Below are 15,235 nucleotides of genomic sequence, written 5' to 3' on the forward strand. Positions count from 1 at the left end.
TCGAATAACCAATAACGAATAACCAATAACGACTTTCATCTTTATTACATGTTCTTCAAGGCGAAGCGAATAAGTACTTCGCTGGCAGCATCGGGTTCCGCTTTGGCCGCTGCCGCCACCGCTTTATCTGCTTGCGCAGGCTTATAGCCAAGGGCTAATAGCGCACTCAAAGCATCATCACGCGGCGAGCCCGCACTCACGGTTGGATTCATATCGCCAAAGTCGATTGGCGCAGCATCGGTGGCCGGTGTCACCGTACCCCAGTTCTTCAACCGATCGCGCATCTCAACCACCAAACGCTCGGCCGTTTTGCGACCTACCCCTGGCAATTTAACTAAACTTGTCACGTCATCGTGGGTAACCGCGTGCACAAACTGATGCGCGGTCATGCCAGACATTATCGTCAGCGCCAGTTTCGGCCCAACACCTTGCGCCTTAATCAATTGGCGAAATAAGGTACGTTCCGCAAAGGTATTAAATCCGTACAACAACTGTGCATCTTCACGTACCACAAAATGCGTGATCACTTTCACCTGCTCGCCAATGTCAGGTAGCTCATACAGGCAGGTCATCGGCATCTGTACTTCGTAGCCGACACCTTGCACATCGATAAGAATTTCAGGTGGTTGTTTGGCAATCAAAGTGCCCGTCAGTAGTCCGATCACGCACGTCCCCTTGATGTTGTTTTTCGAGCAATAAGTTGGGTTCGCGTATGCGCATGGCACAACGCCACCGCTAACGCATCCGCAGCATCGGCCTGCGGCTTATGCTGCAACTTCAACATGGCCATAACCATGTGTTGCACTTGCGTCTTATCCGCTGCTCCGGTGCCCACCACAGCCTGTTTGACCAAACGCGCGGCATATTCAGCAACAGGTAAACCAGCGCTTGCGGCGGCGACAATGGCAGCGCCACGCGCCTGCCCCAACTTTAACGCTGAGTCAGGATTACGCGCCATAAATACTTGTTCTATCGCAAATTCATTCGGTTGGAATTGCGCGATAAGCTCAGCAATACCATCATGGATGACCTTGAGCTTATCGGCAAGTGTTGGTTCAGCTTCACCTTTTAAGCTACGCATCACATTGATGCAGCCGCTACCTAAATACGTGATTTGATTGCCAGATTGGCGAATCACACCATAGCCGGTTAGGCGTGAACCTGGGTCAATTCCCAGTATGATGGTCATGATTCGCTCCTAGCTGAATTAGTTATTAGTCGTTGTCCTTAACCGTAACAGCAACATTAAGTTCTGCCAATGCTTCAGGATTAGCTACCCCGGGCGCATCAGTCATCACACACGCCGCAGTGGTCGTTTTCGGGAACGCAATCACTTCACGAATCGAGCTGGCACCAACCATCAGCATCACCAAGCGGTCTAAACCAAAAGCTAGCCCTGCATGCGGCGGTGTGCCGTACTTAAGTGCCTCGAGCAAGAAGCCGAATTTTTCCTGAGCTTCTTCTTTGCCAATGCCCAATATCTCAAACGCAGCTTGCTGCATCTCGTTATTGTGAATACGCACCGAGCCGCCACCCACTTCAACGCCGTTTAACACCATGTCATAAGCGTTTGAAAGCGCCTCTTCTGGGTTCGCTTTAAGCTGTTCTGGCGTAACACCAACCGGTGCAGTAAATGGATGGTGAATGGCATGCAAACGGCCTTCATGCTCTTCAAACATGGGGAAATCAACCACCCACAATGGCCGCCATTCGTCACTGACCAAGTCAAAGTCGTGACCCACTTTCAAGCGCAGCGCGCCCATCGCTTCAGCCACCGTTGTTGCCTTATCGGCACCAAAGAAAATGATATCGCCGTTGGCTACGTGCGTGCGTTCTAAAATAGCATTCAAGGCGTCGTCAGGAATAAATTTCAGTACCGGCGACTGAATGCCTTCACGGCCAGCCGCAACGTCGTTAACCTTCATCCACGCCAAACCCTTGGCGCCATAAATACCGACAAAGTTAGTGTATTCATCAATGTTTTTACGTGAAATAGCTTCCGCTTTACCCGGCACCTTCAAGGCCGCTACGCGCCCTTTCGGATCATTTGCAGGCCCTGCAAAAACCTTAAACTCAACGTCTTTTAATAAGTCCGCAACATCAACTAGTTCAAGTGGGTTCCGCAAATCCGGCTTGTCACTGCCGAAACGACGCATCGCTTCGTGCCAAGTCATGCGCGGGAAGTCACCTAAATCAACGTCTAACATCGCAGCAAACAACTCACGAACCATTTGCTCCGTTACAGCCATAACTTGATCAGAACTCATGAACGAGGTTTCAATATCAATCTGCGTAAACTCAGGCTGGCGGTCTGCACGCAAATCTTCATCGCGGAAACATTTAACAATTTGATAGTAACGGTCAAAGCCCGACATCATTAGCAACTGCTTGAACAACTGCGGTGACTGCGGCAATGCAAAAAATTTACCTTTGTGTGTTCGACTTGGCACCAAGTAGTCGCGAGCACCTTCCGGCGTTGCGCGCGTCAGCATTGGCGTTTCAATATCCAAGAAGCCGCTGTCATCAAGAAAGCGACGCACCGCGCTGGTTACTTTTGCGCGAAACTGAATATTGTGATTCATGTTTGGACGGCGTAAGTCCAAATAACGGAAACGTAACCGCTGCTCTTCACTCACTTGCTGATTGAAGTCAATTGGCAGAGGCTCTGAACGACTAATAATCTCTAATTCGGTCGCCATCAATTCAACCGCACCCGTCGCCATGCTCTTATTCACCTGACTTTCAGGCCGCGCACGTACAGTACCGGTTAATCGAATGCAGAATTCTTGACGCAATTTGTTCGCTGTTTCAAATAACGCTTGCTGATCGGGGTCAAACACCACCTGCACCAAACCAGTGCGGTCGCGCATATCAATGAAAATCAAACCGCCCAAATCACGGCGTTTATTCACCCAACCACAAAGAGTGACTGACTGGTCTACAAGGCTGCTATCAAGCTGTCCACAATAATGGCTACGCATGGGATTGTCCCTAACACAAATTAAGAAATTACAAAGCAGCACATTATAACGGACTGGCGCTGATTGTCAGTAGCTGAAGCCCGAATGAAGCGCCTCAACGAGAAAAAATTTAGTTTAAGCTCACCTTAGGCTAAAATGTCCCACCTGACCGTCAGCCAAAGATTCAACCTATCTATGATAAAAAAAGATTCAATCTTCGCCGAGCCACTGCCACAAGTTAGCGACTTTGTCTTTGATCAAACTGTCGTGGAAGTATTCCCCGACATGATCAACCGCTCTGTGCCCGGCTACCAAAGCATTCTGCAAGGCATCGGTCAGCTAACCAAACGCTTCGTCCAACCTGACTCAAACCTTTATGACCTAGGCTGCTCGTTGGGCGCTGCCACCTTGGCAATGCGTCAAAATAGCCAACACTTCAGTGGCGTTACCGTCATAGGCATTGATAATTCAGCAGCCATGGTTGAACGCTGTAAGCTGCACTTGCAAGGCTACCGCAGCGACATTCCCGTAAGTATCCGCTGCGAAGACATTCAACAGTCAGACATCCGTGATGCTTCGGTTATCACAATGAACTTCACCCTGCAGTTTGTGCCGCCCGAGCAACGCTACAACCTATTAAAGAAAATTTATGACGGCTTAAAACCCGGCGGCGTGTTGCTATTAAGCGAGAAGTTCCGCAGCAGCGACACCCAAATGAATGATCTACTCGTAGACATCCACCATGAATTCAAACGCGCCAACGGCTATAGCGAACTGGAAATTGCACAGAAACGCGCAGCCATCGAGAACGTGATGCGTGTTGATACACTCGAGCAACACCATGAACGCCTGCGCGACATTGGCTTTAAACACACTCAAGTGTGGTTCCAATGCTACAATTTCGCCGCCATGCTCGCCGTCAAATAACTGGCCGACAAAACAACCGGAGAAACCATGAACCTTTTTGCCAAAGACCTTATTGCTGTCGCAGAGTCACCTCTGCAACACTGGCTAACGACGTTGCCCGCGCAACTCGAAACATGGCAAAAAGAACAACAGCACGGTGAATTGCCGAAATGGCTACGTTGTGTCGAGCAGTTGCCTGAACTAGCAGCACAGCACGTCAGCCTAGCCGACACCGTGACCGTGACCAGTGACGACATCTCCGAAGGGCAACAAAACCGCATACGTGGCCTCATGATGCAGCTCACACCCTGGCGCAAAGGTCCATTTAACTTGCACGGCGTGCACATTGATACAGAGTGGCGTTCAGATTTTAAATGGCAACGCGTCGCCCCACATTTGAGCAACAATGGTGACTTAAGCGGCCGGCAAGTGCTCGATGTTGGCTGTGGCAGCGGCTATCACCTGTGGCGCATGCTTGAAAGTGGCGCAGAACAAGTTTGGGGCGTTGACCCCGGTCAGCTGTTTATGGCCCAGTTTATGGCCATACGGCACTTTATGCCGAAAGAACTAGCTGAACGTGCGCATTGGTTTCCGTTAGGCGTTGAAGACTTACCCGAGCTGCGCGCGTTTGACACCGTGTTCAGTATGGGCGTGCTGTATCACCGCCGCTCTCCCATCGATTTTCTCACGCAATTGCGCGCTCAATTGAAGCCCGGCGGCGAGTTGGTCTTAGAAACCCTCGTGGTAGAAGGCGACGAGCATACCGTGTTAGTACCAGGCGAAACCTACGCAAAAATGCGCAACGTGTGGTTTATTCCAAGCACCGCCGCGCTGCTGCATTGGATGGAGCGCTGCGGCTTTAAAAATGCCCGCGTGGTCGACGAGTCCGTCACCACGCTGGAAGAACAACGCGCCACCGAATGGATGCAAGGCCAGTCGTTAGCAGACTTTTTAGATCCAAAAGACCCCACACGAACGATTGAAGGCTTCCCAGCCCCTCGCCGCGCAGTGATTATAGCGAATCGTTAGTCGTTGTTCGTTAAGAGCCATGCCTTGAATTCGTCAGCAATTGCCGGGTGGCGCATTGCGTGCTCGACAAAAGCTTGTGCGTAGCCAAGCTTGTTACCACAGTCGTGACTGCGACCTTTCATGTAATACGCATTGACCGGTTGCTGCTCGAGCAGCATGGCCATGGCATCGGTTAATTGGATTTCGTTGCCAGCACCAACCGGTGTGCGCTCCAACAAAGCCCACAACGCTGCCGGAAACACATAACGGCCAACCACAGCTAAATCTGATGGGGCTTCAGCCACTGGTGGCTTCTCAACTAAGCGCTTTATTGGTGCCTGCGCGCCTGGCTGCAATTGCACCCCATCGATATCAGCGATACCGTATTGGTTGGTTAACGAATGGGGTACTTTTTCAACCATGACCTGGGCTGCGCCCGAGGCATTGAAGTTGGCGACCATTTCCGCCATGTTGTCGCGGGCTAAGTCGCAACTTGCTGCATCCACGAGCACATCAGGTAACACCACAGCGAACGGCTGATCATCAATCAATGGCCGCGCGCAAAGCACCGCATGGCCTAGGCCTTTTGCTTCGTCTTGGCGCACAGCCATAATGGTGACGTTAGGCGGGCAAATTGCCCGCACTTCAGCCAAAAGTTGCTCTTTCGCGCGCTTCTCCAGCATATCTTCCAACTCGTAATTCGAGTCAAAATGGTTTTCAATGGCCGCTTTGCTCGAGTGCGTCACCAAGATAATATCGGTAAGCCCCGCAGCGGCGCATTCTTCAACAATGTACTGAATTAACGGCCGGTCAACCAACGGCAGCATTTCTTTTGGAATTGCTTTGGTTGCTGGCAGCATCCGAGTCCCTAGACCTGCCACCGGAATAACAACTTTCTTCACCATGCTTTACAGTCCTATTGATTTTTTGCTTTGTCGCCTAAGCCTTCATGCTCGGCAACAGCTTCAAGTTCTTGCTCAACGCCTTCAACTGCGGTGGTTGGTGCGGCGCGTTCAGCACCGTGCATCCAATTAACCAACATGCCAGAAATCAACCACAACACTACAGCAAAGAACAACAGCCCTACGGCGACACCGCCGAACACAACGAGTAATCCCGAATATTGTGCTTCAAGGCCAATCGATTGAGCTAAATTAATCGAGAACGAATACTTGTCTGCTTCTTCGCTAAATGCGCCAACCATGCCGGCTAAGTAGCTCGCAATGGCAGGCATTAAGAACCAAATACCCATAACCAGTGACGCGAGGCGTAATGGAGCTAGCTTGGTCATTAATGACAAGCCAACTGGTGAGATACAGAGTTCACCCAAGGTATGGAACATGTACGCAAGTACCAGCCACATCATATTGGCTTTACCGGTTACCTGAATTTCGAACAAGCCGAGTATCAAAAACACGAAACCAATTGAGGTAAGAATTAAGCCGGTAAATACTTTAATTGGCGCGTCTGGGCTCTTGTCTTTTTTGTGCAGCCACATCCACAAAAACGAGAATAGCGGTGCAAACAAAAGAATAAATAATGGGTTTAGTGACTGGAAGTAACCCGCCGGCACTTCGGTAGCGCCTATCATTCGATCGGTGAAACGATCGGCATAAATGTTCATTAAGCCACCGGCTTGCTCGAAGGCGAGCCAGAATACGGTAACAAATACGAACAAGAACAAGATAACGCGTAAACGGTCGTGCTCAATTTTGGTCAGTGGCTTTTTCACGCCACCAGCGGCATCGCGGTCACGTTTAGCGCCCGGTATTTTACCTACATCACCGAGGTATTTCTGGAAGAACAAGCCTTGCGTGATCACAGCTAGGGTCATACCAACACCGGCGGCGAAATAGCCCCAGCGCCAACCGTAATCGGCACTTTCGCCCAGCGTTGAGGTAATCAGTGGGGCAATAAAGGCACCGAGGTTAATTCCCATGTAAAAAATTGAAAACGCACTGTCGCGACGCGCATCACCTTGGCTATAAAGGTCGCCCACGATGGTGGATATATTCGGCTTAAATAGACCATTACCGGCAATCAGAATACCTAAACCAACGTAAAACAACTCAATGCTATGCGGTGTTGCAGCGAACAAGGTAAATTGTGCTGCGGCCATTAATAGACCACCAAGCAGAATTGACTTTCGTTGGCCCAAGAAATTATCTGCCAACCAACCACCAATAAGCGGTGTAAAATAAACCAAGCCCGTGTACATACCGTAAAGCGACAACGCTTCTGCGTCGGTCATACCAAAACCCGGGTTTGCGGCTTCAGTCGCTGCAACGAGGGTTAAAACTAATAGTGCACGCATACCGTAGTACGAAAAGCGTTCCCACATTTCGGCGGTAAAAAGCACATACAGGCCCTTTGGGTGACCCCAAAGTTCTGACTTAGAAGGCGCCTGGCTCATAAATATTCCTCAAATAATTTAGTTATAGTTATGGAAGTTATAAAAGTGACTGGCTTTTATAACGCAGAAGCCTTGCGCGGCGCAAGGCTTCTGGGGTTAAAACTGGTCGTAAAAATCTTCATCCAGCTGTTCTTCTTCGGGTGGGGCTGGCGGATTGCCGTCGTAAACTTTATCTTGCCAGCGCTGGAAATAGGACTCTTTAACAAACGAATAGGGATCCAGCGAATCTTCCAGCATGGGTTCTAAATCCATCACCTGAATGCGTGCTTCCAAGCCTTTAATCACCCAGCGCGCAACGCTTGTCGGTCCATTTAGGTTATCGAGCGGAAAGTACATGCCATCAACCACATCGCCACCACGGTCGACGGGTACGGTTGGTCCCATAGCTGGCAACATCAAATATGGGCCATCACCAACGCCATAGTACGCCAACACCTCGCCAAAACCTTCTTGGCGTCGGTTGATACCTATTTCAGTTGCCACATCGAACAGCCCCAAAATGCCAATACTGCTATTGATGGTGAAGCGCCAAAAGCTGACGCCAGCATCAACGGCTTTGCCCTGCAGCGCATTGTTAACAATCGATGACACTTCGTCGAGGTTCTCAACGGCGTTAAGCAAACCTGTCCGAATCGGTTGCGGCACCTTGCTGTATGCTTTCGCCGTAGGGCGGAGTACAGCATCGTCCAACTCTTCATTAAAGTCCCACACGTCACGGTTGATGCTTTCGAAAGGATCGCGCTGATCCGCCCAAGTATCTTCTTCCGGTGTGGTGGCGCAACCGCTTGCCAAGATGGCAACTGCAGCGATAGCTAACATTCGTTTCATGACTACTCCGATGTCCGTCAATCGTTATTCGTTAATGGTTAGTCGTTATTGAATTTTTAGTTCTACCTGCGTGGTAGACGGTTCAATAATCACTGGTTCGGCATCAAAATCGCCTGGTGCCGCATCAATTCTTTCATCAGCAGATATACGTGCCATCACCTGCCATTGGTTCAACTGACTCATGCGATAGTCAGGCAACATGGCATTGGCATCCGATAAGGTCACGGTTACCGGGAACTCCCCTACGGGTTGACGAATCACCGCTGCTGGCATGCCAGGCCCTTCCGGTGCGCGCACGTACACAAACAATGTCGCCCCCGCAGGAATTTGCTCACGTACCACAGTTGAAACCGTCACTGTCACCGTGAGCTGCTGCTCAGTTGCTGATAAGCGCTGCTTGGCATCAGCAACCGCCGCTGCGACTGGCTGATAGCGTTCATCGGCTTTTGGAATTTGTTGCAACAACAATTCCCACGCAGTAATTGCTTGTTCCCAATCGCCACGCTGAAACGCTACAAAACCAAGTAATGATAGCGCCTCTTCGTTGCTGGGCTCTTGTTCCAGTACGCGCTGCAGATTACGTGCTGCTTCGGGCATGAAACTTTCATCGCCGGTTTGCAATAATAATTGCGCGTAACTCAATAAAGTACCGACGCGATCAGGTTCCATACTTAATGATTTTTTATAGGCTTCTATCGACTGTTCCAACTGTCCCAAAGCACTCATGGAGCGCGCATAAACCAACCATGCGACCGCATCATCAGGCTCTTTCGCTAAACGCTGACGCAGGCCCAGAGCAAAAGTTTCCAGCTCTTCGCGGGTGGTTTGCGCATCACTGTTGGTTAAAACTTTTTTACCCAGCTCCGGCAATTGCTCCAACGCTCTGTCAGCCTCACGTTGCAGGCTCCAGCTACCAAACAAACTATACAGCACCACAGTAAGCACTACGATAACCACTGCTGGCAACCATATATGACGCCCTACTTGCTGATCGTGTACCTGCTCTAGTTCTGAGTTTTCGGTAACAAAGCGCTTATCCAGTTCAGAGTTAGCGCGCTTAAATGCATTTTCGTTCAGCAGACCATCTTCACGCTCTTGCACCAGTTCAAGCTTACGTTGTTCGTACAACTCGCGGTTTACATCAAGTCGCGTGCGCTGCTGATCACGCTGCCGCCGACCGATGAGCAGGAAAAATAGCCCACCAGCCAATGCCACAGCGATAATTAAAGCGATATGTACCATCATGACGACTTGTCCTGTTGTTTCCCAGCGCGTAACGCATCAAGCTGTTGTTGTTCTTGCTCGCTCATTTCCACTTCAGCGTTATTGCGCGCACGAACGCGCACAAAAATTACGCCAGTACCGATAACAATTACCAGCAAGGGCCCAATCCACAGCACCAGCGTGCTTAGCCTCATTGGCGGGCGATAATAAGCGAAATCACCGTAGCGCGCGACCATATAGTCCACCACGTCTTGCTTGCTCGCACCCTGCTGAACCATCAAATAGGCCCTGTCGCGCAAGTCTTTTGCCAACGCGGCATCGGAATCGCCGATGGTTTGGTTTTGACATTTCGGGCAGCGTATTTCGTCAATCAACTCACGAAAAAGCGCTTCTTTTTGCGGGTCGTCAAACTTATAGGTTTCCAGATTAACCGCGTACGCCACACTGATAACACTGAAGCATGCCAACACCGCAGCTAGCCACAATGAACGCATCATGGTGTACCTCCTGCTGCAGTGTAGTCCGCCATTAAACGCTCATATTGCGGCCCCAGTACATTGTTCCAAACCCGTTCGTTTACATCACCAACATGGCGATACACAACTTCGCCGGCGGCGTTAATTAAAAAGGTTTCCGGGGCACCGTATACACCGAAATCAATCGCCACCATGCCACGCTCGTCAAACAAATTTACTTGGTAAGGGTCACCAAGCGTATTGAGCCAATTGACTGCTTTTGCGCGTGAGTCATCTTTGTAATTTAACCCAACAATGTACACATCCTGCGCTGCCAATTTGTTTAAATATTCATGCTCAGCACGGCACGTCGGGCACCAGGTAGCCCAAACATTCATCAACATCGGCCGACCTTGCAGCACACTCTCCGTATGAATTTTTTGGGTATCATAAATATCGGGCAGTTCAAACTGCGGCACCGGCTTACCCACCAGCGCAGAGCTTAGTTCGGTAGGGTCCGAAAATAAGCCACGTAAAAGAAATATGGTTAACCACAAGAAGGCTAACAGGGGCAGCGCTAACACTACCCAACGCAATCGACTACGCTGTGCCATAACTACCTCGTTGTTTGCGTTGTGAACGGTAACGTTTATCACTCATCGCCAGTGCGCCACCAAGCGCCATAATAATTGCACCTAACCAAATCCAGCGCACGAATGGCTTAATGTAAATTCGTACAGCCCAGGCATCAGGGCTGTCTGCATCTTGCAACGGTTCACCTAACGCGACATACAGGTCACGTAAGAAGCCTGAGTCCAGGCCTACTTCCGTCATGCTCATACGTTGCACAGTATAAAAACGCTTCTCAGTAACCAAGTCGGCTATTTTACGGTCGTTTTTATACACTGAAAATTCGGCATGATCGGCAATGTAATTCGGCCCTTGCTGTTGGCTTAAGTAATCGAATTGAAAACGATACTGTTCAATCTGCACCGACTCGCCCGGTGCTAACCTAACATCGCGCTCCACTTCGTATTGGCTTACCGCAGCAATACCCACTAACGCCACCGCGAAGCCTAAGTGCCCCAGCACCATGCCCCAGTGGCTGCGGCCCAATTTGGTTAAGCTCGCCAAACCCTGACCACGTTGTTGAATCCGTTGTTTCAACTCAGTCAGTAGCGTTAACACAATCCATAACGCCATGACCAAGCCAAGTACGGTAATAGCAACCACTTGATCAGCCAGCAGGTATGGTAATGCCAGGCCTAAACCAAGCGCCAATACAAAGGCCAATATCAAATCGCTGCGAATGGCCTTAAGCTCTTGTCGACGCCAGCGGAATAACGGACCAAGCCCCATCAGGAATACAAAGGGCACAATCAACCAGGTAAACATGCTATTGAAGAAGGGTTCACCAATTGAAATCGAGCCTAAACCAAGCTCTTTATGCACCAATGGCAACAAAGTACCGAGCAGGACCACCAAAGTGGCAGCCATCAATAAAATGTTGTTACCGAGTAACATCACTTCACGTGACACCGCTTCATATTTGGTATGGCTGTTTACTGCACCTGCGCGCAGCGCAAACAGCAATAACGAACCGCCAATAACAACGGCAAGCAAACCAAGAATAAACAAGCCACGGGCTGGGTCAGTCGCAAACGCATGCACCGACACAATCACGCCAGAACGTACCAGGAAGGTGCCCAGCAAACTTAAGCTAAATGCGGAAATGGCCAGCAGTACCGTCCACGATTTAAAGGCCCCGCGCTTTTCAGTAACCGCCAATGAGTGAATTAATGCAGTACCCACCAACCAAGGCATAAAGCTTGCGTTTTCCACTGGATCCCAGAACCACCAGCCGCCCCAGCCAAGTTCGTAGTATGCCCACCAGCTACCCAGCGCAATGCCTACCGTGAGAAAACACCATGCAGCGGTTGCCCAAGGGCGCGACCAACGTGCCCACGACGCGTCCAACTTGCCACTGATTAATGCGGCTATCGCGAACGCAAAGGCAACCGAGAAACCGACGTACCCCATGTATAGCAAGGGAGGATGAACAATCATGCCGGGGTCTTGCAGCAGCGGGTTTAAATCGCGGCCATCAACGGGAATAAGTGGCAGCGCGCGGTCGAATGGATTCGACACGCTCATCATGAATAAATAGAAGCCAATACTTATCAAGCCTAATATCGCGAGTACGCGGGCCATCATCGTTAGTGGCATACGGCGTGAAAACATCGCAACGGCTGCTATCCAGCCGGCCTGCATAAGCATCCACAGCAAAAACGAACCTTCGTGCGAACCCCATACCGCAGTGATACGATACGCCAATGGCAACGCCGTGTTCGAGTTGTGGGCAACATAGGAAATACTGAAGTCGTTAACGATAAAGCCGTAGGTTAGCGCCGCATAAGAAAGCGCAGTGAACACAAACTGACCATAGGCCAGCGGCCGCGCCAACAACATTGCGCCACTGTGTCCGCGCCACGCACCCCACAATGGATAAATCGCTAACAATACGGAAAACGCCAGCGCAACCGCCAGCGTCAATTGTCCAAATTCAGCAATCATTAGTAATTCCCCGACTCATTTTTTTTGTCGTTCGAGTCGTTATCAGAACCGGTATAATCCGGTTGGTTTGGATTCACGTGCTTGATACCCTTCATGGCCTCAGCCAATTCCGGCGGCATGTATTCTTCGTCATGCTTCGCCAGTACTTCGGTAGCTTTTAACACGCGAGGTTCAATCAGCACACCTTGCGCCACAATGCCCTGACCTTCGCGGAATAAGTCCGGTAAAATCCCGGTATACAACACGGTAACTTCCGGACCGGTATCAGTGACTTGGAAACTCACTTCCAACGTTTGTGGGTCGCGCTTAACCGACCCTTCAACCACCATACCGCCAACCCGTAAACGCTGACCAATTTCAGGGCGTACTTTATCTGGCCCTTTACCATCAACCATTTCTGATGGGGTGTAGAACAAATCAATATTTTGCGTTAACGCGTACAGAATCAAACTTATCGCTGCGGCTACGCCAATAATTAACGACAGTACCCATGCGAGGCGTTTTTTACGACGTGGAATCATTAGTACTCTTACTCCTACTACGCTCTTGCTGTTTACGACGCGCCAACCGCTGTTGCCGCTGCTGTTCTTGAACGGCCATACGTGCCAGCGTTTTTCGAGTGAGCAACCCGTGCACCACCAACAAGCCGACAGCTAAAATCGATACGCCGAACGATAGCCACACATAAAAGCCGTAGCCATCCATCCAAATCACTTCTTGCCAACTATTAAACGCCATTGTTGGCCTCCACACCCAGTTGCTGCATAGCCCATGGGCGGTGCAACTCTTGCTTTAATATTTCATTACGTAAACGCTGCGTAACAAGCGCAGCCGTTAGGAACAAAAAGCCAGCGATGCTTATCAACAGCGGAATCAACATTTCCGGTGGCATCGAAGGTTTTGAAAACTTGGTAATGGTGGCGCCTTGGTGCAACGAGTTCCACCAATACACTGAAAAATGAATAATCGGTACATTCACCACGCCAACCAGCGACAGAATAGCCGCCGCTTTGGCCCCAGTGCGCGCATCATTAAATGCGTAATACAATGCCAGCACACCGATATAAAGAAACAACAAAATCAATTCAGACGTAAGCCGCGCGTCCCATTCCCACCAAGTACCCCACATGGGTTTGCCCCATACAGCGCCGGTAAACAACGCGACAAAGGTTAGCACCGCGCCAACGGGGGCGATTGCAGCAATAGCCCATTCCGCCGTGCGAATTTGCCAAACCAGTGCGATCAGCGCTGCAATGGCCATGCCGGTGTAGGCGCCCATCGAGAACATGGCGGCCGGTACATGAATAAAGATAATTCGGTAACTGTCACCTTGCTGGTAGTCCGGTGGCGCATAAAACAGCCCCCAAACCAGACCCACGGAAACCAAGATGAGTGCCAAACCGCTCAACCACGGTAGCCAAGCCCCTAATAATCGAAACGTTGCTTCGCCTTTGGCGTATGGATGTAACCATTTCCACATATTAATTCACGCTCACTCGTATTGCTGCAGCCACCGCCAAAGGCGCTAACGTTAGCGTCAGTAACATTAACCCTGCCAATAATACCACTTGCCCGTATGCAGATGTACCCACTAGCGTACTCTCAACTGCCGCAGCCGCAAATATCAACAAAGGGATAAACAACGGCAACAACAATAAACTTAACAGCGCGCCGCCGCGCCCTAAACTCACCGTGAGCGCAGCGCCGACGGCAGTCATTGCACTCAACATGGGGGTACCCACTAAGAGAGTGAGCATTAACGTGCCCCAAGCTTCAAACGGCAGTTTTAATAATAATGCGCAAAGCGGCGCTAGGATCACCAGCGGCAGGCCACTGAGCAACCAATGCACCACAATTTTACCCAGCGCAAGCGCTGGCAGTGGCGCCGGCAGCAACACCATTTGCTCGAGGCTGCCGTCAAGAAAATCATCCCGAAACAAACGTTCAGAACCCAGCAACGCAGACAACAACGCCGCCACCCAAATCACCCCTGTGGCGATGCGCCCTAAAATATCAGGCCCTGGCCCCACAGCCAGCGGAAATAGAGTGACCACGATTAAAACAAATAACAGTGGATTAATAACATCACTGCGCCGTCGCAGTGCCACGGCTAAGTCACGTCGCATCAGTGTTTTTAATATGCGCCAAGTGCTTGCGTTATTCATAGCTAAGCGCCTCGTCATGGGGTTCGATGCGTATTTTTTGTAATCGTTCCCCAGACCACGTTAATGGCTGATGCGAGGTAAGCAATAGCGCGCCTCCCTGGTCAATATGATGCTCAAAGCGCTCGTGCAACAATTCGATACCACGGCTATCAAGTGCGGTAAAAGGTTCGTCAAGAATCCATAAAGGTGCCGTGCTGTACCAGAGTCGCGCAAGCGCAATTCGGCGCTGTTGTCCCGCAGAAAGTTGTTGGGCCGGAAGATCCTCGAGCCCCAGCAGACCAACGGTTTCTAACAAATGCCACGCATCAACGTGTTCAGCACCATCAAATTGACTTTGATAATGTAAATTCTCTAAAGCGGTGAGTTCAGCTTTGACGGCAGGCTTGTGCCCAATGAATAGGGTGTTACGTTGCCACAGCTCAGGGTCTTCATATTGAGGCTGGCCAAACAGCAGTACCTGCCCTTCTTGCGGACTCAAAAGGCCAGCGATAATGCGTAGTAGTGTTGACTTACCGGCACCGTTGGGGCCTTCAACGTGAAGAATTTCCCCGGCGCAAAGTTGCAGCGAAAGCGATGAGAAGAGCGTGCGTCCCGCACGAACCGACGTGAGTTGTTTCGTTTCAATAACAACAGACATTGGAAGTTAGGCAACCTATCGGGTCAACAAAAGTGACCCGATAGTACCACAGGTTTGTGAGGCCA

General features: G+C 50.4%; 17 protein-coding genes. 2 read left to right on the forward strand and 15 right to left on the reverse strand.

Features of this window, described 5'->3' with window-relative positions; translation table 11 throughout:
* Positions 1-44: 44 nt before the first annotated feature.
* The 3 genes from ruvA to aspS are packed head-to-tail and all read right to left on the reverse strand — an operon-like array spanning position 45 to position 2,981.
* Positions 45-665 (reverse strand): Holliday junction branch migration protein RuvA, encoded by a 621-nt coding sequence (gene ruvA / locus ACN0UY_RS05100; RefSeq protein WP_339880451.1) that lies wholly within the window; start codon positions 663-665, stop codon positions 45-47.
* Entirely contained in the window at positions 662-1,189 is a 528-nt protein-coding gene (ruvC, locus tag ACN0UY_RS05105; RefSeq protein WP_128351207.1) for a crossover junction endodeoxyribonuclease RuvC, read from the reverse strand. Before ruvC ends, ruvA begins: the two co-directional genes overlap by 4 nt.
* 25 nt (positions 1,190-1,214) lie before the next feature.
* Positions 1,215-2,981, reverse strand: a complete 1,767-nt coding sequence (gene aspS / locus ACN0UY_RS05110; RefSeq protein WP_417665638.1) for an aspartate--tRNA ligase — start codon at positions 2,979-2,981, stop codon at positions 1,215-1,217.
* Between the two features lie 174 nt (positions 2,982-3,155).
* Between aspS and cmoA the strand changes: the two genes are divergently transcribed.
* Positions 3,156-3,887: a carboxy-S-adenosyl-L-methionine synthase CmoA gene (gene cmoA / locus ACN0UY_RS05115; protein ID WP_417665639.1), complete on the forward strand. Its 732-nt coding sequence runs from the start codon at positions 3,156-3,158 to the stop codon at positions 3,885-3,887.
* A 27-nt stretch (positions 3,888-3,914) separates the two neighbouring features.
* Positions 3,915-4,895: a tRNA 5-methoxyuridine(34)/uridine 5-oxyacetic acid(34) synthase CmoB gene (cmoB, locus tag ACN0UY_RS05120; RefSeq protein ID WP_417665640.1), complete on the forward strand. Its 981-nt coding sequence runs from the start codon at positions 3,915-3,917 to the stop codon at positions 4,893-4,895.
* Here cmoB and galU read toward each other — a convergent pair.
* The 12 genes from galU to ccmA form a co-directional block, all read right to left on the reverse strand.
* Complete coding sequence (gene galU, locus ACN0UY_RS05125; RefSeq protein ID WP_417665641.1) at positions 4,892-5,779, reverse strand: UTP--glucose-1-phosphate uridylyltransferase GalU; 888 nt, start codon at positions 5,777-5,779, stop codon at positions 4,892-4,894. The two genes, cmoB and galU, sit on opposite strands and share 4 nt — an antisense overlap.
* An 11-nt stretch (positions 5,780-5,790) precedes the next feature.
* Positions 5,791-7,287, reverse strand: coding sequence for a peptide MFS transporter (locus tag ACN0UY_RS05130; protein WP_417665642.1), 1,497 nt, complete (start codon positions 7,285-7,287; stop codon positions 5,791-5,793).
* Between the two features lie 96 nt (positions 7,288-7,383).
* Positions 7,384-8,115: a VacJ family lipoprotein gene (locus ACN0UY_RS05135; protein WP_417665643.1), complete on the reverse strand. Its 732-nt coding sequence runs from the start codon at positions 8,113-8,115 to the stop codon at positions 7,384-7,386.
* Between the two features lie 45 nt (positions 8,116-8,160).
* On the reverse strand, positions 8,161-9,360 hold the full coding sequence (gene ccmI, locus ACN0UY_RS05140) for a c-type cytochrome biogenesis protein CcmI (protein ID WP_417665644.1): 1,200 nt from the start codon (positions 9,358-9,360) through the stop codon (positions 8,161-8,163).
* Positions 9,357-9,836, reverse strand: coding sequence for a cytochrome c-type biogenesis protein (locus tag ACN0UY_RS05145; RefSeq protein ID WP_417665645.1), 480 nt, complete (start codon positions 9,834-9,836; stop codon positions 9,357-9,359). The genes ccmI and ACN0UY_RS05145 overlap by 4 nt, the downstream gene beginning before the upstream one ends.
* A complete protein-coding gene (locus ACN0UY_RS05150) occupies positions 9,833-10,408 on the reverse strand; it encodes a DsbE family thiol:disulfide interchange protein (RefSeq protein ID WP_417665646.1) in 576 nt (191 codons plus the stop codon). Before ACN0UY_RS05150 ends, ACN0UY_RS05145 begins: the two co-directional genes overlap by 4 nt.
* Positions 10,395-12,368, reverse strand: a complete 1,974-nt coding sequence (locus ACN0UY_RS05155; protein WP_417665647.1) for a heme lyase CcmF/NrfE family subunit — start codon at positions 12,366-12,368, stop codon at positions 10,395-10,397. Before ACN0UY_RS05155 ends, ACN0UY_RS05150 begins: the two co-directional genes overlap by 14 nt.
* Positions 12,368-12,889, reverse strand: a complete 522-nt coding sequence (gene ccmE / locus ACN0UY_RS05160) for a cytochrome c maturation protein CcmE (protein ID WP_417665648.1) — start codon at positions 12,887-12,889, stop codon at positions 12,368-12,370. The genes ACN0UY_RS05155 and ccmE overlap by 1 nt, the downstream gene beginning before the upstream one ends.
* Positions 12,873-13,106 (reverse strand): heme exporter protein CcmD, encoded by a 234-nt coding sequence (ccmD, locus tag ACN0UY_RS05165; protein ID WP_417665649.1) that lies wholly within the window; start codon positions 13,104-13,106, stop codon positions 12,873-12,875. The genes ccmE and ccmD overlap by 17 nt, the downstream gene beginning before the upstream one ends.
* On the reverse strand, positions 13,096-13,848 hold the full coding sequence (locus ACN0UY_RS05170; protein WP_417665650.1) for a heme ABC transporter permease: 753 nt from the start codon (positions 13,846-13,848) through the stop codon (positions 13,096-13,098). The genes ccmD and ACN0UY_RS05170 overlap by 11 nt, the downstream gene beginning before the upstream one ends.
* Before the next feature lies 1 nt (position 13,849).
* The gene (gene ccmB, locus ACN0UY_RS05175; RefSeq protein WP_128351221.1) at positions 13,850-14,533 is read right to left on the reverse strand and encodes a heme exporter protein CcmB; all 684 of its coding nucleotides are present in this window, start codon (positions 14,531-14,533) and stop codon (positions 13,850-13,852) included.
* Positions 14,526-15,170 (reverse strand): cytochrome c biogenesis heme-transporting ATPase CcmA, encoded by a 645-nt coding sequence (gene ccmA / locus ACN0UY_RS05180; protein WP_417665651.1) that lies wholly within the window; start codon positions 15,168-15,170, stop codon positions 14,526-14,528. Before ccmA ends, ccmB begins: the two co-directional genes overlap by 8 nt.
* Positions 15,171-15,235: the final 65 nt, after the last annotated feature.

Origin of the sequence: Pseudidiomarina sp., from assembly GCF_048268165.1 — a bacterium.
GTDB lineage: Bacteria > Pseudomonadota > Gammaproteobacteria > Enterobacterales > Alteromonadaceae > Pseudidiomarina.